Origin of the sequence: Nostoc mirabile CHAB5784, assembly GCF_020829645.1 — a bacterium.
Classification (GTDB): domain Bacteria; phylum Cyanobacteriota; class Cyanobacteriia; order Cyanobacteriales; family Nostocaceae; genus Nostoc; species Nostoc mirabile.
In genome coordinates, this window is record NZ_JAIVFS010000009.1 from 119567 (window position 1) to 140746 (window position 21180).

A 21180-nucleotide genomic window follows, 5' to 3' on the forward strand; every position below is an offset into this window, starting at 1 on the left:
TTCCTATCTGCTCCCTGCCCCCTGCCCCCTGCCCCCTGCCCCCTGCCCCCTGCCTCCCCCTATCCCCCTTAACGTGTGGCAAGATTGAAATCAGATCGCATCGCACTTAACTAGGCAAACGAGATGCTAGGAAACACACTTGTAGGAAGATACCAGATTATTAGTAACTTGGGAGGTGGGGGTTTTGGTGAAACTTTTGTGGCAAGTGATACCCAATTACCCGGTTCACCTGCATGTGTCGTTAAGAAACTTAAACCCCAGGCAAGTGATCCCGTCACTTTGGAAACAGCTAGGCGTTTATTTGATACAGAAGCACAAGTTCTGTATAAATTAGGAACTCACGATCGCATTCCCCAACTTTTAGCTTACTTTGAGGAGAACGCCGAATTTTATCTCGTACAAGAGTTGATCGAAGGACATGACTTGAGTCTAGAATTAATCCCAGGTAAAACCTGGAGTCAAGAGCAAGTAATTTCACTTTTACAAGAACTTTTGACAATCTTAGAATTTGTCCATCAACAGAATGTAATTCACCGTGATGTTAATCCGCGAAATATCCTCAGACGCCACCCAGATGGCAAATTAATCTTAATTGATTTTGGTGCAGTTAAACAAATTACTACCCAGGTGATTCTTCCCGAAGGCTCAATTAAAGGTACTGTTGCTATAGGTACGCCTGGATATATTCCTGGAGAACAAGCTCATGGTACACCAAAATTAAGCAGTGATATCTATGCTACAGGAATAATTGCTATTCAAGCTCTGACTGGATTATCACCAGAGGAAATAGTAAAAGATGCCGATACTAATGAAATTATCTGGCATAATAAAGCCACAGTAACGCCAGAATTCGCTCAATTCTTAGATAAGATGGTGTGCTACGACTTTCGGCAACGCTATGCTTCGGCAACGGTAGCATTACAAGCGCTGAAAGAGTTAACACAACCACCCGCCCAGACAATTGCATTAACTCCTATTTATCCACCAAAAAATATAAACAAACCTCAACCGAAAAAAGGTATATTGGGTAAAATTTTACTAGCAATATTTTTAATTGGGGTTAGCGGAGTAGCATCAATATTTATTTTAAATAACATTAATTCAAATAACGCCATAGAATTATCCAAGCAAGGAAATACCCTTTTTGATTTGCAACGCTATCAAGACGCATTAGAAGTATATCAAAAAGCCGTTAATATTAGACCAGATTATGCTCAAGGCTGGAATGGTCAAGGTAAAACGCTGTCTAAACTAAAAAAATACAAAGATGCGCTAGCGGCGTATGATAGAGCAATTCAAATTCAGCCAGATTATTTTGAAGCTTGGAGTGGGCGAGGCTTTGTATTGGGAAATTTACAGCGATATCAAGAAGCGATCGCCTCTTTTGACAAAGCCTTACAATTAAATAATGAAAGCTCGGAAGTCTGGAATGCTAAGGGTGAAGCTTTCAGTAACTTAAATCAATATGACCAAGCAATTAAATCTTATGAAAAAGCGATTGAGTTGAAACCAGATAATTACGAAGCTTGGTATAAAAAAGGATTAGCCTTACAAACTTCTCAGCGATACGAAGAAGCGATCGCAGCTTATGAAAAAGTCGTGGGTTTAAAACCAGACTACGAGCCAGCCTGGTATAATTGGGGAAATTCCTTAGTCAATTTGCGACGCTACCGAGACGCATTTACAGCTTATGATAAAGCTGTGCAATATAAGCCAAATTATTATCAAGCTTGGTTTTCGAGAGGTAATGTACTGCTCAATTTACAACGTTATCCAGAAGCGATTGAATCTTTTAATCAAGTAATCAAATATAATCCCAGTAATTATCAAGCATGGTATAATTTGGGTTGGTCGCTGCATCAAACCCAACGCTATGAAGAAGCAATAAAAGCTTATAAAAAAGCAGCAACACTTAAGCAAAAAGACTATAAACTCTGGTATAATTTAGGGAATTCGCAATACATTTTGCAAAAATACGAAGATGCGATCGCGTCTTATAATAAGGCAGTTCGTTATAAACCAGACCATTCCGAAAGCTGGTATAGCAGAGGCAATGCGCTATTAAATTTGAAACAGTTTAAAGATGCGATCGCGTCTTACGATCAAGCAATAAAATACAAGCCTAATTACCAACAAGCAATAGACGGACGCAATCAAGCCCAAATTCAACTACAAGGCGAAATATCAAAGCCTAAACCTGTAATTGTGCCAGTTCTCCCATTTCCTAATGCTACTAATTCACCGCAAACCACACCCTAGTGGTCTATCAAGTCAACAATGCTTAAGTAAACCAAGTTTTAGTAATCTTTCTCTCTTTCTCTCTGTGTTGCGCCAGTTGCTACAAGTCTCTTAACCGCAAGGGCGCACTGGCTTCTCTGTGCCTCTGCGGTTCCTTATTTAATCCAAGCATTGTTAGCTTGACACAGTACTAGTACATTAACAATTCGGAATTCCGAATTGTTAACAACACTCCTTATAGCCAATAATTGGAATTTTAGTTGATTTTAAAGAATATTTTGAAATAAAAACTTATAGTACACGGCGTTAGTATAAGTTTCTTAATTATTTTATCAAAAGCTGTGAGCATCGGTAGTTTCTTGGGCAATCTAAAGATAACCTAGAATTTCTTCTTACCGAACTATGCCATTAAGGAGCTAACCCTTGATCCGAGCAAACTCCAGCCTATCAGCATCTAACAGAGAAAGTCATCCCTCACGAAATTTACTAATTCGATTTATTCTTGGCGGCACTACCCTTGTAGTCAGTATTTCTGCTTATTTTAGCTATCAAGCCGCTAGAAATATGATGCTCAAAGATTTGAGACAGAGCGCTTTTTTAGAGGTACAGAGAGGGGGTGCTGAAATTGAGGAGTGGTTACACGTTCGCCAAGTGGAGGTACAAACCCTGGCGAATACTTCAACTGTACGTTCCTTAAACTGGTCTGTGGCAGAACCTTATTTAAAGGCAGAAGTCAAGCGGATCAATGAATTTTTCTTGTTCCAAATAGCTACCCCGGATGGTTCATATTCCAATACAAAAGTTGGTCGAGCAAATAAAAATATTCAAGATCGAGACTACTTTCAAAAAGCAATTGCGGGAAAGAAGAATATTTCCGATCCCTTCATTAGCCGTTCTACAGGAATTTCTTTAATTGCGATCTCCACCCCGATTTGGTCAAATTCTACTATCAGTAGTTCACCGATAGGGACTTTCCACGGCAATGTGAGAGTCGATCACATTGCAGAGGTTGTCAACTCCCTGTACTACGGTGCGAATAGCTATGCTTTTGCCCTCAATTCCCAAGGACAAGCGATCGTCCATCCTAACTCGGCGTTAATGTCAACTTTAGAAAAACCTGCACCCAGCCTGCTGAAAATTGGCGATCGCAATTTAAATGCGATCGCGCAGCAGATGGTAAACAAACAACAGGGAATTGAGTTAATGGAAATTGACGGCACTAAAAAGTATGTAGCTTATCTGCCGTTGCAAGCCGCTAATTGGTCTGTAGCTTTAGTGATTCCCCGCGAAAATATTGAATCTCGATTGCAATTCCTCGATTTGATCGCCTTAATTGTTGGTGGATTGACAGTCACCATGATCACCGTCTTGTGGCAGGTGCAAGCATTTGAACAAGCTGAACTAAAAAAGTCTAAAACTGCGGCTGATACAGCCAACCATGCTAAAAGCGAATTTTTAGCCAACATGAGTCATGAACTGCGAACGCCCCTGAATGGCATTCTCGGTTGTGCCCAAATTTTACTGCGTTCCCCAGCTTTACCTAATCAAGAGCAATACCACGTCAATATTATTGAACAATGCGGCTCTCATTTACTGACATTAATTAATGACATTTTGGATCTCTCCAAAATTGAAGCAAAAAAGCTAGAACTGCATCCAGATGATGTGCATTTCCCCTCCTTTCTCCAAGGAATTGTCGAAATATGCCAGATTCGGGCAAAACAAAAAGGCATTTTGTTTGTCTATAAACCCGCGATCAACTTGCCTACAGGGGTTCATGTTGATGTCAAAAGATTACGTCAGGTGTTATTAAATCTGTTGGGAAATGCCATCAAATTTACAGATGAAGGTCAGGTTACTTTCAATATTGAAGTAATCGATCAACCTCCCAGCGATCAGCAAACAATGAAACATCGCCTTCGCTGTACTGTAGAAGATACGGGAATTGGTATAACTCCCGCAGAATTGAGCAAAATTTTCTTGCCATTTGAACAAGTGGGTGATAAAAAGCGCCAAGCTGAAGGCACTGGGCTGGGTTTAGCGATTACTCGGCAGTTAGTACAGATGATGGGTAGCGATATCCATGTTAAGAGTCAGATCGGTCAGGGGAGTAGCTTCTGGTTTGAGTTGGAGATTCCCGAAGCAACTGACTGGGTAAAATCTGCGATCGCAGCATCAGAGAAACAAATCATTGGCTTTGAGGGTAGCCCCTACACGATCCTGATGGTTGACGATCGCTGGGAGAATCGCACAGTAATTACAAACTTACTGCAACCACTGGGTTTTAATGTAGTTGAAGCCAGCAACGGTAAAGAAGGTTTAGAAATAGCGATCGCCCTCAAGCCAGACTTAATCATCACAGATTTGCTGATGCCAGAAATGGATGGGTTTGAATTAATTGAACATCTGCGTCACACTCCAGAAATTAAGGATGTATTGATTATCGTTTCTTCCGCTAGTGTCTTTGAAGCCGACAAACATCGCAGTCTGCAAGCTGGAGGCAACGCCTTCTTGACCAAACCTATACAGGTAGATGAATTATTGCATCAACTAGAACAATATTTAAATTTGGTATGGATTTACAAGCAATCTCAGCCGGATGGAGAAAAAGCCAAAGAAGCAACGACAGCAAATAGCCAATCTGCTCAATTAACTCCTCCTTCCCCTCAAGTCTTGCAGAAACTAGTCACCTTAGCCAGTAAAGGTAACTTCAATGCCATTCTCAAGTTGGCCGATCAGCTCGAGGAAACAGACACAACCTTCGCGCCATTTGCTAACGAAATAAGGCAACTAGCAAGGCAATTTGATGAAGATTTAATCCTCAATTTCTTGATTCAATATGCAATGGAAACAGTATGAAAACTACTATTGGAGATCAAAAAAATTCTCTCAATTACCCTCCTTCCAGGGGAATTGTTTTAGTCGTTGACGATAACCCTGCCAATTTACAAGTTTTATCCAGCTTTTTGGATCAGTCTAGCTTTGAAGTTTGGGCCGCACGCAGTGGTGAGAAAGCCCTTCAGCGATTAGAAAATGATGATTTACCTGATTTAATCTTGCTGGATGTAATGATGCCCGGTATAGATGGTTTTGAAACCTGTAAACAGCTAAAAAGCAATCCTCGTGTCCAAGATATTCCGGTCATTTTTATGACAGCCCTCTCAGGAACTGCTGATAAAATCAAAGGTTTGCAATTGGGAGCCGTAGACTACATTACCAAACCTTTTCAGCATGAAGAAGTCTTAGTACGGATCGAAAATCATCTAAAGCTGAGAAAGTTGACGAAAACCTTAATCGCTAAAAACGCCGAATTAGAACAGACTCAAACTCAACTGATTCAAACAGAAAAGGTAGCAGCTTTAGGTCAAATCACAGCAGGAATTGCTCATGAAGTTAATAATCCCATCAATTTTATAGCTGGCAACTTAAATTTTGTTGAACAGTATGTACACGAGGTAGTTAGTTTACTGTATCTCTATCAAAAACATCTGCCCGATCCACCAGAGGAAATTAAAACCGCAATTAAAAAAAGCGATCTAAACTTTTTGTTAAATGATTTATCTAAAATTATTCAATCCATGCAAGTTGGTACAGATCGCGTTACAGAAATTGTGTCATATTTAAACAATTTTTCCCGACACAGAGAAGCTGGGAAAAAACTAGCTAACTTGCATGAAGGGTTAGAAAGTACATTACTCATTCTCGGACATCGGTTTAAATATAATGCTCATCAACCAACCATCCAATTAGTCAAAGAATATGGAAGCTTGCCACTTATTGAGTGTTTTGCTGGTGAAATTAATCAGGTTTTTATGAATTTAATTTGTAATGCGATCGATGCAATTGAAGAAAAATATAAAAATAAGGATATTGAGACAATTTCTCAAAATCCTGGAGTTATTAAAATTCAAACTGAGGCGATTGGAGAGCAAGTTATTTTAAGAATTGCAGACAATGGCTCAGGTATAAACAACGCAGATAAAACAAAAATATTCGATGCTTTTTATACAACAAAATCTGTTGGTAAAGGGACAGGTCTAGGTCTATCTATTGCTTACCAAATTGTGGTGAATAATCATCACGGCAAGCTCACATACCATTCCAAGCCAGGTGAAGGCATAGAGTTTATCATTGAACTACCCATCCGATAAATGAGAATTTGCAAACCAAATAAAAGAAACATGTAGGGGCACAATATATTGTGCCCCTACTTGCATTTTAAAATTGTTAGATGTCAGTACAGTTCAGTTAAGCCCCAAATCCAATGCAAGAGACGTTGCAATTGCTAGTCTCTACATACCTAAAATCAATACCAAAATCCTTAACCCAAGCGTATTGTGTTATATGTAACCAGTCTCTGAATCAAAAAATTGTTGTGATTAGCGAATATTCACCTCTTGCAGGTAATTTACTCCTTGCAGATATTCAATGTTAGTCACTGAGTTTTTAGAGACAAATGAATTTTTTATTTTTGCAGAAGCTACCTTTTGATTGCCAGCCAGCAGGCGTTGTTTTTGAGTATACTCATTCAATTTGACTTGAGCTTGAGCATAAACTAGAGTATCGTTAGGAATATTTCGGAGAAATTTTACAGCCTGATTAAAATCACCAACAAATGCTTGTTTATAGGCTTTCTGTAAAAAGTAAGCTGCTCTGATCTGCCGCTTTCGATTGTACTCAGCCAACTTGTCTTGAACTAAAGCACCCGCACGACTTTCTTTAGGAATTTGCCGCAGATATTGTAATGCAGCAGAAAAATCTTTTGTCTCAGCACTTTCGTAAGCTTTTGCTAATAAATCTTGCGTCTGTGCTTCAATGTTGACGGATGCTTGCTGAACTAGTTTATCTGTTTTAGATTGCCAATATAAAATATTTGGAATTTTAGCAACAGCATCAAGAACATCTGACCATCGGCTATCATGGAAAGCTGTTTGAGCTATTTGGTATTGTTGTGCAGCTACTTGCCATTGCTCTTGCCATTCTTCAATAGTGGCTTGCGCTTCTGGATAAATATTGCTGTGGGAGGGAATTGATTTAACAAGTGCGATCGCTTCTTCTAAATCTCCTGCTTGATATTGTTGTGTGGCTTTAGATAAAGTTTCTGTTTCTGAGTATGCAGGCGCAGCATTAATTAAAGAATATACACCAAGTCCCATCACTAAAGAATTAGCCGCCAGTCCTACTTTCATTCCTGTTAATAACGGAGATGAATTTCCAGATGTAGGATTATCATTTTCAATCGCCGCTTCTATAGGAAATTCATCATCTGCTTCTAATATTTCTGGTGGCTGTTCCCATATTATTTGTTTGAGTACCCGCAGCACCTCACTGGCAGACTGAAAGCGGTCTTGGTAATTGTAGCGGATCATTTGGCTGAGAACAGCAGCTAGATAATCGTTAACTGGCGTGTTTTCAGAACGCCAAACAATTTCATTAGTATAAGGATCAGCTTTTAATTTTAGTGGTTCTAAGCCAGTTAAAGCCTGGATGGCAATCATACCCAAAGCATAAATATCACTGTTTGGCTGTGTTTCTCCAATAAATTGCTCTGGTGGTATATAACCCAATGAAGTAACAGGAATTCTATGAATGGGCAATTCCGCACCTATGCCAAAATCGATAGACTGGATTGAGCCAAAGTCAATCAAAACTAACTGGCGTTCGGCATCATTATTACGTCTAATCAAGTTTTCCGGTTTGATGTCGCAATGGATCACGCCTTGAGAGTGAACAAATTCCAGAATACCTAAGACATCTATCAGGAATTCTACAACTTCCATTTCACTCCACAGACACCCCCATTCTTGATCGATAGGCAATTCCGCAGCTAACGCATGTCCTTCAATCCACTCTTGGACTAAATAAAATCGCTCGTTTTCTTCAAAGCAGGCGATAAATTCAGGAATTTGGTGATGGCTTCCCAAAAGCTTGAGGGTTTGGGTTTCAGCCTGAAACAGTAACCTCAGCATCTCCAAGTAGTCAGATTCGGAACTATTAACTTTAATCTGCTTAACAACGCATTTGGGATTGTCTGGATAATCTACGTCTACAGCTATGTATGTTTGTCCAAATACCCCTGCACCCAGGCTTTGGATAATTTGGTAACGCCCTTGTAGTAATTTACCGATTATGTGGTAGGTCATGACCTGGTTACTTAGTAAGTTCTTTTATTTACTTTTTCTGCCATTCCCACCTGTTTCCGGAATACTTTAGAAATAAATGACTAAATTTTTGATACTGGAATATAAGTTTAATTTTTAAGTATTTTTGCGTAATGAAATATAATTTTTTATTAAAATTCGTATCTTTTATTTCATTGACTATTTTCGATGAAATTCAAGCAAAAATGTCTAATGTGCAACCTGAGTTACCCTTGAGTTATGAGCAAATAAGTTTAAATTTTGATTTTGGGATTGAGGACTACTTATGTTCAACTACAATCCGCTAGACTGTCTACCTTCATCCGTAGAATTACCAGATTCTGATGATACACCTGTGGATAACGAACTGCAAATATTAGTTCCTAATTTATTATTAGCTACTTTAGCCTTAATCTGGCAAAACCGTGATGATTGGTTTTTCGGCATCAACATGGGAATTTATTATACACCCAGTAACCCTGCCATTGTTCCAGATGGATTTCTCAGCTTGGGTGTAGAACGTTTTGTTGGAGAAAATGGACGTTCTAGTTATGTTCTTTGGGAAGAAGATGGAATTGTGCCAATTTTAGCTTTAGAGGTTGTTTCTCAAACTTACAACGGTGAATACGAACAAAAGAAAATAGATTATGCCAACTTAGGTATTTTGTATTATGTAATTTATGCTCCAACACGTTTGCGACGAAAGCGACAACGTTTAGAAGTTTATCGTTTAGTCGAGGGTAAATATATTTTACAACCAGGAGATAAACTCTGGATGCCTGAAATTGGTTTAGGTATTGGAATTGAAAGAGGAACCTATCAAGGAAAAACACGGGAATGGCTATATTGGTATGACGAAAATAGTAGTAGGTATTTAACGCCAGAAGAACAATTGCAAAATCTTTTAGCTAAATTACAACAGCAAAAAATTGACCCTAACACACTTTGAATATGCGTTCTAAAAACTTGCTTTTTGATGCATTCTTTTTTTACCTTGAATTTTTACCGCCTAACAACAGTAAGCACGTTTGTTTTTGAATTTTAAATTAACTATTAGCTTCTTCATCGTGTTCAACTACTTCAACCTTATCTTGTAACGGCTTCACCACCCGCGCGATCGCTTCTTGAATAAAAGCCTTAATAAACTCATCTCTGCGATTAATTTGAAACTGTCGCTGCACAACTTCTGTCATTCCACCATCACCCCAATCTTGGTCATGACGAAAATATTCGATAAAACTTTTACCAGCAATCCGCGTTAAATAAGCTGCTGTCACGCCTTGAATTGCTCTACCAATAATAAAGGTAGCAACATTGAGTTGCAAAGCTGTAGATAATAATTGAATTGCTCCTTTAACAATGCCCAAACTAGCGATCGTTTTCGCTAAAGAAAGGGCTAACTCTCGTCCCCGTTCCATATTCAATTCACAGCCGTACACTCTGCCAATTTCCACGACCATTTGAGCATTAACAGCTGCTGTTGCCAGCAAATCTACCACTGGTATCGGCGTGACTGATACTACACCAGCACCAATCCACTGAAAGCGTTCTACGATTTTGTCAGCTTGACGGCGACGCTGGCCATCGATGAGTTTTCGCGCCTCGTCTCCCAATCGCAGAGATTGCAAAAGAATATTATCTGCCACCAAATCTTCACCCTCAGCCCGTAAAACAGCAGCCGTGCGCCGCAGTAAAGGAACAATATCGGGTTCCGGCTGGAAGGTTTCGCCAGTTTCTAATTGTGCAGGTTGGGGATTAGCAGCGATCGCCACCACATCATTAGTAGCAATAAATCCCCGTACCCGTTGACGCAACCTTGCAAGGATGGATTCTTTATCTTCATCTGTATATAAATCAGTTTTGTTGAGAACTAGAAGCGATCGCTTCCCAATTTCTGCTAATCCCCGCAACGGCTCATATTCTGAGCGCCGTAAGTCATTATCTACCACAAACAGCAGTAAATCGGCTTCTGTCGCCAGTTCTCGCGCCATTTGTTCCCGTTCCGTTCCCGCCACCCCCGCTTCTAAAATTCCTGGCGTATCCGTAATTAAAATCTTGCGTTCTAATCCCTTCAACCGCAGACAATAAGTTTCTCCCACCTGGGTTGTACCCATCGGTGCATCCACTTGACCGACCATGCGTCCCATAATCGCATTAACTAGAGAAGTTTTGCCAGCACTCCCCGTACCAAATACCACTACTTGAATTTCACCCCGTGCTAAGTTCGCTTCAATCTCTCGTGATTTACTTAATAAAGCTTGGCGTGTTACTTCATCTTGAATTTGCGCTACCTGTTGGCGCACAGCCTGGAGAGTTGTAGAAGCAGCATCAGATTTGCCAGCAGGAATTTGCGCCGCAGTTACTCGCTTCGGGTTGCGGCGCGATCGCTTTTCCCCAGATTGAATCACCAATACATAATAGACAAAAGCAGCAACCAATGCTCCAATGAGGACAATCAGCAGCAACAGCAGCAAATTGCCTAGCAACGGCGAATAGGACAATTGCCAATAGAGGCGCGATAGGGAATCAATTAGCCATAGAGCTAGTCCCAAAATGACAATCAGACCAACAATCAGCGTTACTATGCGTGACAGAGGCATGGCTGGGAAATATTAGTGGATATTCAGTAGGCAGATGCTTCTGATTTTAATAGTTTCAGTATTTTTTACCAGAGTAGTCAGAAGCAGCTTTTGATTCAACCAAGAACGCTCATCTGCTTGACTAACAAAATTTTAAATCTCGTACTGCGTTTCTAGCCCGCCTCGGAATAAATTCCGAGTTTCATAGCTGAAGTCCACGCTTAGTGGACTTATATAAACATTAGACCTCTTGCATAAATCAAAAATAAAGAACCCCACCCCGCATTTGCTCACGCAAACGCTCCCCTCCCCGCTTGCGGGGAGGGGTTAGGGGTGGGGTGTGTTAGGGACTTTTGCAAGAGGTCTATTCTTTATAATCGTTGACGGTTGACGGTTATCGGTCATCAGTCAACCGTCAACAGTCATCAGGTAAATGTACAAGTTAAATGCGTAACAGCTTACTACTTCTTACTCAGCACTGTTTCGGTGAGCGTGGTAGTTTCAGTCTAACAAAAATGTGAGTAGAGAGATACTTCTAATCTTCATAGTTTCAGTATTTTTGACCAGGGTAGAAAAAGCCATTTTTGATAAACTGAGAGCGCATTTTGTATCAAATTGTGTTCCACTTGCGGCTGGATTTCTTGTTTTTGATGAAAAACCGCCTACTAAAAACATTCAACAGCGAGTTATGCCATGACTGCGACACCTAAATTAAGATACTTTAACTGGGTTCAACAAAAATTCCACCAGCTTAGTATTCGGCAAAAAATTTTTTGTGGGTACGGATTGGCTTTGGGAGTTGCAGTTTTGGGAACAACGGTGGGGTTGATAATAGGCGATCGCTACTTGCAACAAGCTAGACAACAGATGATCTTGGCAGATGAAGAGGGAAGCTTGTTAAGTAGTTTGCAAGGCGAAGTGTTGGAAATACAGATCCACCAGCAAGAAATAGTGCCTTTTTTGCAGCAGTCACAAGCGTTGCAAAAGAAAATTTCTGATTTCAAAACCGATCTGGCGCAAGCGGAAACGTTGCTTTCTCAAACACAAGAATTTAGTCAAACCAGTTCGCAAGAGGATTTACAAGCTCTGCTCACAAAGCATAACAGCACGATAACCGGATATTTTGAACAACTCAGGTTGCTGATTCGGCAAATTTTGCCATTAACTTCACAGCCAGAGGGAGCTATAAAAGCACAGCAATTAATCTCGAAATTCAGTCAAAGCCAGGATGCTTTAAAGTTTTATCAATTTGCCCATGAGTTAACTGACTTTGCCAAAACAGTTCAAGAACGCCAAGAGCAAGCTGATGTAGCCCAAGAAAAGGCTGCACTCATGCAAGCTCAGATTATTATTGGTAGTATGCTGCTGTCAGTGGCGATCGCTGCCATTCTGGCTTTCTACACAAGTAAAATCATCGCCCATCCCATTAACGCGGTGACGAAGATTGCCCAAAGAGTTACGCAAGAAGGCAATTTTGATTTGCAAGCGCCTGTCACCACAGAAGATGAAGTTGGGGCCTTAACTAGCTCCCTTAACCAGCTTATCCAACAGGTGAAGCACCTTTTAGAAGAACAACTTGCCGAAGCCCAAGTCCGACTAATTCAAAGTGAGAAAATGTCTAGTTTAGGAAGGATGCTGGCTGGTGTCGCTCACGAAATTAATAATCCGATAAATTTCATTTCTGGCAACCTCGTACACGCGAAAACCTATACTGACGACCTCTTATCGCTACTACAAACATACATTGCCGAAGTTCCTCATCCTTCCACTACTCTGCAAACTTTAACAGAAGAAATTGATTTGGAGTTTCTGGAAGTAGATTTGCCAAAACTCTTCAACTCTATGAAAGTTGGTGCTGACCGCACACGAGAAATTGTCCGAAGTTTGAAAGATTTTTCTCGTTTAGATGACAGGGAAGCGCAGTTAGTAGAGCTACATGCTTGTATAGATAGTACACTATTGATTCTGAACAATCGCCTGAAAAATGGTATTAACCTTGTTCGCAACTATGGAGAAATTCCACTGATTCCAGGCTACACAGGTTTACTTTATCAGGTATTTATGAATATTCTTAGCAATGCCATTGATGCTCTAGAACAAAAATCGGCTGAGAATCCCGAATTTATGCCTGAAATTACCATTATTACAGAATGCTGGGGGAATGATTTGGTGATAGTGCGAATTGCAGACAATGGCTCTGGTATTTCGCCAGAAAATCAGAAAAAGATATTTGATACATTTTTCACAACCAAACCACGAGGGATTGGTACTGGTTTGGGGCTAGCGATTGCACATCAGATTGTGGTAGAAAAACATCAGGGTAAAATTACTTGCCAATCTGAGTTAAATCGAGGTACAGAGTTTGTGTTGGCTCTACCCACCGCAGGTATCGCATAACCGATTTATCATCCTTAAGCTAGTAGCTTTTGAAATTTTATTCGTTCATTATAAAGCTCGCGTGTTCTAATTTTTTAGTGGACTTACGCCAGTTTTGGCAAGCTTTTTCAGAACAAAGAGAGAAAACTTATGGGACTTTTCGATCAAATTCTTGGTGCCGTTGCTAATCCCAATCAACAGGGCAGCTTAGGTCAATTGGGAAGTATTGTTAACACTGTACAACAACTGAGCGATCGCACTGGCACAGACCCGTCTACCATCCAATCAGTTTTGTCAATTGTCGGTAGTCAAGTGCGTTCTGCTTTACAACAAAAGCAAGCCACAGATGGTAATGAAGCCGCACAAAGTCTAGTTAATCAATATGCTGGGACTTCACCTAATCCCCAAGCCGTCAATTCGCTGTTTTCTCCTCAGATACAACAACAGGTAGCTCAGGTTGCTGCCGGGCGTACTGGATTGGATGCTGGTATGGTTCAACAATTGCTGCCTTTAGCAGTACCTTTAGTACTGAATTTTTTGCAATCAGGTGCCAATGCTCAAAATCCCCAAGCTGGCGGGAATTCTGTACTGAATTCTTTCTTGGATGCTGACGGCGATGGTGATGTCGATATCGCAGATGCCATCCAAATGGCTAGTCGATATATGCAAAGGTAACACTTCTTAACCCCCACTCCCCACTCCCCGCTCCTAACTCCTAACTCCTAACTCCTAACTCCCAACTCTCTACTCCCCACTCCCCACTCCCCACTCCCCACACCCCATTCCCTTAGACATGGGCAATTAGCCACTTGCTAGATATTTAGCTAAGACATAGGCTGAGAAGATGAGAAATTTGCAAATATAAATCAGACAGTCTATGTCTAAATTTTTTGACTGTATTACTGAGGAACAGCAAGGCTTTATTGCAGCCCAACACCTTTTCTTTGTTGGCTCTGCACCCTTGAGTTCTACGGGCCATGTTAACCTCTCTCCTAAAGGTTTAGGCTGCTTTCGCGTCCTCTCTCCCAACCGAGTAGGTTATTTAGACCTTACAGGCAGTGGTAACGAAACATCAGCCCATTTGGAAGAAAATGGGCGGATAACCTTCATGTTTTGCGCCTTTGAGGAACCCGCGTGTATATTACGTCTTTACGGTCAAGGAAAGACGATTTTACCGAATTCTCCAGATTGGGACTCTTTGTACTCTTTGTTTGTGCCCATGCCTGGAACTCGTCAAATTATCGTCGCCGACATTGAAAAAGTACAGACTTCCTGTGGTTTTGGCGTACCACTCTATGAATATCAAGGTGAGCGCCAGACTTTAGTAAACTGGGCTAGTAAAAAAGGCGAAGAGGGAGTTCGAGAATATCAACAGCAGAAAAATCTCGTCAGCATTGACGGTTTAGCCACACCACTGAGTAAATTATCTTAAATTTTACAAAAGCGGACTTTGGGGCATGAGTTATGGATTATTCTATTCGTCCACTCAGACAGCAAGATGAGCCTTTTCTTTGGCAAATGCTTTACGAAGCAGCCCATCTGGTAGAAGAAGGTAATTTGACAGTGCAGGATGCGATAAATAATCCTGATTTGGCAAAATATGTTAAAGATTGGGGACGTAAAGATGATAGCGGCTTTGTCGCTATTCTGGAAAGTAGTAATCAAGCAGTAGGAGCAGCATGGCTGCGTCTATTGACAGGTGAAAATAAAGGATATGGCTATGTTGATGATCAAACTCCTGAACTGGCAATAGCAATTCTTCCTCAACATAGAAATAAAGGCATAGGAACGCAGTTACTCACACATTTGTTAGCGGCAGCTAAAACATCTTATCCATCAATATCACTTAGTACCAGATCGACAAATCCAGCCGTGGGTTTATATAAACGATTTGGCTGGGAAGTTCTTGCTCAAAGTGAGACAATCAACCGAGTTGGTGGCATCTCTTTCAAGATGAAAATTAATTTTTAAGCTCAAAGTTCGTCGCTTGTAGGGAGTGTCAATAAGAGAGCCGCCAAAGCGATCGCAGCTTGCAAGCGGCTTTTTCGTGTAACATCACAATAGTTGTGAAATCCTATCTTCATTTGGAATTTTGCTTTTATAAGCCTTTAGGATCGGTGTCACCACCAATTATTACTTGGAACAAGTTTCCTAGTAAAGAGAAAAATGCCGAAACGAACACTATCAGCATTAGACTAGCAAGGGCAGCAAAAGGAGAGATGATGAATAAGAGTAAGAGTGCAAGCATCAAAATCGTTAGTAATGTCTTATTCATCTTTTTCACCTTTCATAGTTGCTACTCTCAAGCTAACCAGCTAAGTCATGAACTTGACCACAGTCAATAGAAGGAATTATTCTTAGTTCTCTGGTAAGATTTTGCAACCAAATTGAGTACCAAAGTTTAAAAATTTATTTTTCTCCATCAATAAAATGATTTGCTCTGTACCAAAAATTACGAATTACGAATTACGAATTAGTAATTATTCAATCACCTGCCCTCTGTTAGACTTAACCTGTCCGCGCTTAGTTTTGTAGTCAAGGCGCTTTCTTTGAGAACTGCGAGTTGGTTTGGTGGGTTTGCGTTTTATCGTCACTACAACTGCGCTTTGAATGAGTTCTTGAAGTCGTTTCAAAGCTGACTCCCGATTGTTCTCTTGGCTTCGGTGTTCTTGCGCTTTGATTACAACAACTCCGTCCTGGGTGATACGTCGATCATTCAGCTTTAAAAGCTGTTCTTTATAATAATCGGGTAATGATGAAGCCGCAATATCGAAGCGCAAGTGAATCGCAGTGGAAACCTTATTCACATTTTGGCCTCCTGCTCCTTGCGAACGAATTGCACTAATTTCAATCTCACTCTGTGGGATAATAACTTTGTTGGAAATTTGCAGCATTACTCACAAGGTAAAAGAGGAACTTTTCAAGTTAGGATAAAAATCCTTTACTCAGTTTCTTCGGGAGAATCTATTACTACGTCTTGGTCTTTATTGTTGTCCAAATTCACCTCTAAAGTCTTTCCTTCTATTGTCACTTTATCACCTGGTACTAGTCGCCGCCCTCGTCGGGTTTCTAGCATACCGTTGACTTGGACATCACCACCTTGAATCATCAGCTTGGCTTGTCCTCCACTTGGCACTATACCCATCAACTTTAAATATTGATTTAACTTAATTGTGTTGTCTCTGATTTTTTTCATACTAAATAAAACTGCATCATCTTAATTGTATCGTGGCGTTATCAAGGCAAAGGTGAATCTATTGCGCCACATAATCACCTAAGTACAGTATTTCATTAATTCGTTGCGAATTAAATTTGCCAATGCGTTGCCTGACAATGCCAATGCGTCGCCTGACAATGCCAATGCGTTGCCTAACAATGCCAATGTGTTGCCTGACAATGCCAATGTATCGCCTGACAATGCCAATGCGTTGCCTGACAATGCCAATGCGTTGCCCTGTATTTAAAAATGCTAGTGCTTAGGAACGCGGATTTAATTAAGTACAAAACCTCACCCCCAACCCCTCTCCTTGGTAAGGAGAGGGGAGACTTTGACGAAAGTCAAAGGCGGGGTGAGGTTAAAAACCATATTTAATTCATATTCCTTAGGTAAACTTTTAGAACGAAAATCAACGTTTGGGCTGATTTTACTAATTGGCTGTTGTGCAATACTTTTCGGATAAGCCTAACAATCTTCCTTTTGGTCTGAAAAAAGCTTAAAGGATAAGGGATAAAGGTAAGTTTAAACCCTTTGCCTTTCCTGCTTAACCGAAAAGTATTAGGCTATGGCGATCGCTATGACAAAAAGCTGTGATGCCAGTTTATTATCTATAATGTTGATCGACAAAATTTTCAGATATAGGTGAACAAACTAGTCTGGAAGGTTATTTTAGTATGTTCAGGGGACTGGATCTATGATTAAGCTCGGTTTATTGGTACAGTCCCAGAATAACTATTTGGGTATCGGAAAAGTTACGGAAATATCTGATGCCAATGCAAACGTTGAGTATTTCTGCTCTATAGGGCAACGTCTTCAAAAAACTTTACCTTTAAATTCGCTCTCTCCGGTCAGGCTTGAACCTCAGGCTCGATGCTATATTAAGTCCCAAGCGCAGGATAAATGGATAGTTGGCAGAGTTTTCATCTGGGATGAAGATACAGAAATGTATCAAATTGATTTACCAGATAAGAAAACTGCGATCGCTACTGAAGAAGACATTTACGTTCGTTGTAATCTACCAAACACAGACCCCATCGAAACTCTAGCGATGAAGGGTCACGAAACACCCTACTTTCACGACAAAAGATTGGCTTTCGTCAAATCCTTGATTAAGCAACGCGCTGTCAGTCGCGGGATGACAGGACTGATTTCAGCAAATATCAATCTTTATCCTCACCAAGTTGAAGTTGTGCGGCGGGTACTGGAAGACCCAATTCAACGCTACTTGCTAGCAGACGAGGTGGGACTGGGAAAAACCATCGAAGCGGGTGCGATTCTGCGTCAATTCCTCCTGGATGAACCGAAAAAAGGTGCGGTGGTGATAGTTCCGCAATATTTGCTCAAACAATGGCAAACTGAGTTAGAAAACAAGTTTTACATTTCCCATTTTCCTAAACGGGTAGCGGTGCTGGCGGTTGAAGATATCCATAAAATCAACCTGAAAGCGAAGATAGGCTGCTTAATTTTAGATGAAGCCCATCATATCGCAGCAATGGCAACCTCTAAGGATGCGGCAGTACGGCAGCGTTTTCAGACTTGCAAAGAACTTGCTCATAAAAGCGATCGCTTACTTTTATTATCTGCCACTCCTGTTCTCAATCATGAGCAAGATTTTCTGGCTATGTTGCACTTGCTCGACCCAACAACCTATAAAATTGGTGATTTAGCGGGTTTTCGCGCCAAAGTTGCAAGCCGTCAGCAAGTTGGCAAAGTTCTGCTTTCTTTTAAAGAAGATGCGAAACCTCTTGTCCTCAAAAGCAACTTGCAGCAACTACGCAACCTCTTTGCTGAAGATGAGTATTTACTGAAGCTGGCGGATGATTTAGAAAATTTACCAGCAAATTCTACCGAGCAAGAGCAAATCCTGCAAGCGATTCGTGTCCACGTCAGCGATACCTATCGACTACACCGCCGAATGCTTCGCAACCGTCGCGCTGCGGTGGAAGATGTGATATTTGACCGCAATTTTACGCCGAAAGAAGAGTATGATTTAGACGAGCGATCGCTTGATATCCACGAACTACTCAATCAATGGCGTAGTGTTGCTCCTGGTGAAAAGCAATATCAGCGAATTTTTCTGTTGTTATTCTTAGCTGCTGGTACTTGGTTAGGCATTTTAGAGCAGGTAATTACCGCCCGGTTAACTGGTAAACCTCATGCTAAACTCATCCACGAGTTTAAAGAAGATGATATTCACCTATTAACTACAACCCTCAAATTCTCAGGGGAAGAAGAGATTCTGCAATCCTTCCTAAAAATTATTCGTCAACCTCAAGAGGACGGACAACGGACAGAAAATTTGAAAACAGTGCTGGTGAATCAGCTAGGTACATACTTCAAAATTCCCGCAAACGTTCGGAAGAATCAAAACGAATTCATCACGAGGATACAGCAGAGAATCAAGAGACCAATTGCTGGTGATATTCTGCCCAAATTTATTGTATTTACCAGTTTTGTGCAAACTTGTGGCGAAATTGTCCGGTATTTATCTGATAGCTTTGGTGCAGAGACAGTAGCTACTCATCAATTTGGAGAATCACCAGACAAGGTTGAGGAAGGCTTAAATAGGTTCAAGAATAACCCAAACTGCTTTATTTTAGTATGCGATCGCTCTGGAGAAGAAGGACGTAACCTCCAGTTTGCCGATTGGTTAATTCATTTTGACCTTCCTTGGTCGCCTAATCAATTAGAACAGAGAATTGGCAGACTTGACCGCATTGGCAGCAAAATTGGAGTCCAATCTAGTGCCTTGATTGGCCCCTATTTGTCAGATAGCCCTCACAATGCTTGGTATAAAGTATTTAAAGATGGGTTTGGTATATTCCAACAATCAATTGCCAGTCTCCAGTTTTATGTAGATGAGAAACTTGCAGAATTAGAAACAGTTTTGTTTCAATCAAGTGCTGCTGGATTGTTAGAGATGATTCCGCCAATTCAAGAGCAAATTGAAGCTGAAATAGCAAAAATTAGCGAACAGAATGCTCTAGATGAAATTGACGCTAACGATGAAATTGCCACCGAGTATTTTCAAGATTTAGATAATTACGATGCAAGTCATTTAGAAATTAAACGAGCAATTGAAGGCTGGATTTGTGACGCGCTGGGATTCAGAGGACTCAATAACCCCGACTCATCAGAGATGCGACGTTATCAACCGACAACGCGGACATTGGTTCCCATAAATGACTTAAAAAACCGTTTTGCTGAGAGTTCTCTAGACCAATTTGGTACTTATAATCGCAGGGTAGCAAACCAAAATGCTGGTATTAAACTCTTTAGGGTTGGGGAAGGATTTATTGAAGCACTCTGGAACTATATAAACTGGGATGACCGAGGTGAAGCCTTTGCGATGTGGCGCACTGATGCATCTTGGGACTCTAAAGAAGGAAAGGAGTGGTTCGGTTTCCAATGCAATTATGTAGTCGAGGCAAATTTAAAAATTGCCAAACAAGTTTTACTAGATAACAAACTAGATAATTCTCAATTCAAAAACTTGCAGCGACGTGTCGATGCTCTATTTCCGCCAATTATAGAAACTATCTATGTTGATGGTCGCAAGGAGCCAATACGCACTGTTGAAGATAGAGCAATCTTAAGTATTTTGCAACGTCCATATAAAGATAAAAACAGTAATCAAGGACGAGATTACAATCTAGCAAAAGAGCGCTTAGGAATTATTGACGATTTTGTTGACCCTAGTAAATGGCAAAATTTCTGTTATCAAGTGCGTAATACTTCTTCGGAGTTACTCTCTAATCGTCCCGATTTTATTGACTTATGCCAAAGTTGTGCTAAGGTCGCCGAAAAGAAATTAGCCAATAGAGTAGAACAATTACGGCTGCGTCTGAATCAGCAAAGTTGGGATAATGCATTAGCTGAAGAATTGAAGATAGAAACTGCTTTAAATGCAGCTATTCTAGAGGGAATTAGTCAGCCCCAAATTAGGCTTGATTCTGTCGGTTTTATTATTGTATCAGGGCGATCGCTTGTGCAATTTGAGTGATATTATGTGCGGTTAAATAGCCTTAGTCACTAAAAACCCCACTCCATTTAAGGGGTGGGGTTTTTTGTAACTTCCAAATAAGAGTTAATATCATAAGAGAGGACTTTAACCTCATCGCTAAAATTTGCCAAATCCCATAATGTGATAAGCAAGACAAGCAGTATCAAAGTAGTTGGGGTAATTGAGATCCTTAGAATGGCTATGGATTGGATCGGAGTCATTTCCTGTGTTTATTGGTGCAGCAGTGTAGTTATTATCGACTGTTTTAGTGCTGGCAATTCCGGGTACAATATTTGCAAAATTTATTAAGTTTGTAGCTTTCATAAAGTTCTCCTCAACTAGAGCTTGGTACAATTAGTATTTAGTAATACAGTTTTCTTATTTATAAGCCGAAACCTTCTGCACTTTAATCGCCTAATAGGTAGATTTAGTCTTCATCCATTTGGATGAGCTAGTTGACTCCAAAGTTGTAAAATCGAGAGTAAGTAAAAGGTTGAGTCAGTAAAAACTGAGAAATCATCGACGAGTGCGCTACTAAAATCCTTTGCTGATAAGCACTTTTTAGTCGATCCAATGGGTACTGATATTTTGCCGCTTGTGATTCTGAAACGAAGTGATTATAGTGAA

The 21180-nt window shown here is 40.5% G+C and carries 16 protein-coding genes; 9 read left to right on the top strand and 7 right to left on the bottom strand.

The window, feature by feature from the left end; translation table 11 throughout:
• The first annotated feature begins 123 nt into the window (after positions 1-123).
• The 3 genes from LC653_RS09155 to LC653_RS09165 all read left to right on the top strand — a co-directional run bounded on the left by LC653_RS09155 (position 124) and on the right by LC653_RS09165 (position 6389).
• Positions 124-2259 carry a tetratricopeptide repeat protein gene (locus LC653_RS09155; RefSeq protein WP_229494190.1) on the top strand — a complete coding sequence of 712 codons (2136 nt, stop codon included), beginning with the start codon at positions 124-126 and terminating at the stop codon, positions 2257-2259.
• A 402-nt stretch (positions 2260-2661) separates the two neighbouring features.
• Positions 2662-5097, top strand: coding sequence for a hybrid sensor histidine kinase/response regulator (locus LC653_RS09160; RefSeq protein ID WP_233718140.1), 2436 nt, complete (start codon positions 2662-2664; stop codon positions 5095-5097).
• Positions 5094-6389: a hybrid sensor histidine kinase/response regulator gene (locus LC653_RS09165; protein ID WP_229494191.1), complete on the top strand. Its 1296-nt coding sequence runs from the start codon at positions 5094-5096 to the stop codon at positions 6387-6389. The genes LC653_RS09160 and LC653_RS09165 overlap by 4 nt, the downstream gene beginning before the upstream one ends.
• 228 nt (positions 6390-6617) lie before the next feature.
• Here the strand turns inward: LC653_RS09165 and LC653_RS09170 are convergent, their stop codons facing one another.
• On the bottom strand, positions 6618-8381 hold the full coding sequence (locus tag LC653_RS09170; protein ID WP_229494192.1) for a serine/threonine-protein kinase: 1764 nt from the start codon (positions 8379-8381) through the stop codon (positions 6618-6620).
• Positions 8382-8664: 283 nt separating this feature from the next.
• Here LC653_RS09170 and LC653_RS09175 point away from each other — a divergent pair, with 283 nt between their 5' ends.
• Positions 8665-9327 (top strand): Uma2 family endonuclease, encoded by a 663-nt coding sequence (locus LC653_RS09175; protein WP_229494193.1) that lies wholly within the window; start codon positions 8665-8667, stop codon positions 9325-9327.
• Between the two features lie 97 nt (positions 9328-9424).
• Here the strand turns inward: LC653_RS09175 and LC653_RS09180 are convergent, their stop codons facing one another.
• The gene (locus LC653_RS09180; protein WP_229494194.1) at positions 9425-10978 is read right to left on the bottom strand and encodes a YcjF family protein; all 1554 of its coding nucleotides are present in this window, start codon (positions 10976-10978) and stop codon (positions 9425-9427) included.
• A 672-nt stretch (positions 10979-11650) separates the two neighbouring features.
• Between LC653_RS09180 and LC653_RS09185 the strand changes: the two genes are divergently transcribed.
• From LC653_RS09185 to LC653_RS09200, 4 genes are all read left to right on the top strand, one after another.
• Entirely contained in the window at positions 11651-13354 is a 1704-nt protein-coding gene (locus LC653_RS09185) for a sensor histidine kinase (protein WP_229494195.1), read from the top strand.
• 129 nt (positions 13355-13483) lie between these two features.
• Entirely contained in the window at positions 13484-14008 is a 525-nt protein-coding gene (locus LC653_RS09190) for a DUF937 domain-containing protein (RefSeq protein WP_229494196.1), read from the top strand.
• Positions 14009-14210: 202 nt separating this feature from the next.
• Positions 14211-14765, top strand: coding sequence for a pyridoxamine 5'-phosphate oxidase family protein (locus LC653_RS09195; protein ID WP_229494197.1), 555 nt, complete (start codon positions 14211-14213; stop codon positions 14763-14765).
• Between the two features lie 32 nt (positions 14766-14797).
• Positions 14798-15304, top strand: coding sequence for a GNAT family N-acetyltransferase (locus tag LC653_RS09200; protein ID WP_229494198.1), 507 nt, complete (start codon positions 14798-14800; stop codon positions 15302-15304).
• Between the two features lie 127 nt (positions 15305-15431).
• Here the strand turns inward: LC653_RS09200 and LC653_RS09205 are convergent, their stop codons facing one another.
• The 4 genes from LC653_RS09205 to LC653_RS09220 all read right to left on the bottom strand — a co-directional run bounded on the left by LC653_RS09205 (position 15432) and on the right by LC653_RS09220 (position 16778).
• Positions 15432-15608, bottom strand: coding sequence for a hypothetical protein (locus LC653_RS09205; protein ID WP_229494199.1), 177 nt, complete (start codon positions 15606-15608; stop codon positions 15432-15434).
• 205 nt (positions 15609-15813) lie between these two features.
• On the bottom strand, positions 15814-16227 hold the full coding sequence (gene arfB, locus LC653_RS09210) for an alternative ribosome rescue aminoacyl-tRNA hydrolase ArfB (RefSeq protein ID WP_229494200.1): 414 nt from the start codon (positions 16225-16227) through the stop codon (positions 15814-15816).
• A gap of 47 nt (positions 16228-16274) precedes the next feature.
• Entirely contained in the window at positions 16275-16529 is a 255-nt protein-coding gene (locus LC653_RS09215) for an RNA-binding S4 domain-containing protein (protein WP_229485351.1), read from the bottom strand.
• Positions 16530-16607: 78 nt separating this feature from the next.
• Complete coding sequence (locus LC653_RS09220; protein ID WP_229494201.1) at positions 16608-16778, bottom strand: hypothetical protein; 171 nt, start codon at positions 16776-16778, stop codon at positions 16608-16610.
• 466 nt (positions 16779-17244) lie between these two features.
• Between LC653_RS09220 and dpdE the strand changes: the two genes are divergently transcribed.
• Positions 17245-20553, top strand: a complete 3309-nt coding sequence (gene dpdE / locus LC653_RS09225) for a protein DpdE (protein ID WP_229494202.1) — start codon at positions 17245-17247, stop codon at positions 20551-20553.
• 117 nt (positions 20554-20670) lie between these two features.
• Here dpdE and LC653_RS09230 read toward each other — a convergent pair whose 3' ends face one another.
• On the bottom strand, positions 20671-20877 hold the full coding sequence (locus LC653_RS09230; RefSeq protein ID WP_229494203.1) for a hypothetical protein: 207 nt from the start codon (positions 20875-20877) through the stop codon (positions 20671-20673).
• Positions 20878-21180 lie beyond the last annotated feature (303 nt).

What these genes read in the sequence shown, in the direction of transcription:
- LC653_RS09205 (WP_229494199.1), bottom strand. Translation starts at nt 15,608, where the DNA reads ATGAATAAGACATTACTAACGATTTTGATGCTTGCACTCTTACTCTTA.
- dpdE (WP_229494202.1), top strand. Translation starts at nt 17,245, where the DNA reads ATGATTAAGCTCGGTTTATTGGTACAGTCCCAGAATAACTATTTGGGT.
- LC653_RS09155 (WP_229494190.1), top strand. Translation starts at nt 124, where the DNA reads ATGCTAGGAAACACACTTGTAGGAAGATACCAGATTATTAGTAACTTG.
- LC653_RS09180 (WP_229494194.1), bottom strand. Translation starts at nt 10,978, where the DNA reads ATGCCTCTGTCACGCATAGTAACGCTGATTGTTGGTCTGATTGTCATT.
- LC653_RS09215 (WP_229485351.1), bottom strand. Translation starts at nt 16,529, where the DNA reads ATGAAAAAAATCAGAGACAACACAATTAAGTTAAATCAATATTTAAAG.
- LC653_RS09200 (WP_229494198.1), top strand. Translation starts at nt 14,798, where the DNA reads ATGGATTATTCTATTCGTCCACTCAGACAGCAAGATGAGCCTTTTCTT.
- LC653_RS09170 (WP_229494192.1), bottom strand. Translation starts at nt 8,381, where the DNA reads ATGACCTACCACATAATCGGTAAATTACTACAAGGGCGTTACCAAATT.
- LC653_RS09185 (WP_229494195.1), top strand. Translation starts at nt 11,651, where the DNA reads ATGACTGCGACACCTAAATTAAGATACTTTAACTGGGTTCAACAAAAA.
- LC653_RS09165 (WP_229494191.1), top strand. Translation starts at nt 5,094, where the DNA reads ATGAAAACTACTATTGGAGATCAAAAAAATTCTCTCAATTACCCTCCT.
- LC653_RS09230 (WP_229494203.1), bottom strand. Translation starts at nt 20,877, where the DNA reads ATGAAAGCTACAAACTTAATAAATTTTGCAAATATTGTACCCGGAATT.
- LC653_RS09190 (WP_229494196.1), top strand. Translation starts at nt 13,484, where the DNA reads ATGGGACTTTTCGATCAAATTCTTGGTGCCGTTGCTAATCCCAATCAA.
- LC653_RS09195 (WP_229494197.1), top strand. Translation starts at nt 14,211, where the DNA reads ATGTCTAAATTTTTTGACTGTATTACTGAGGAACAGCAAGGCTTTATT.
- arfB (WP_229494200.1), bottom strand. Translation starts at nt 16,227, where the DNA reads ATGCTGCAAATTTCCAACAAAGTTATTATCCCACAGAGTGAGATTGAA.
- LC653_RS09175 (WP_229494193.1), top strand. Translation starts at nt 8,665, where the DNA reads ATGTTCAACTACAATCCGCTAGACTGTCTACCTTCATCCGTAGAATTA.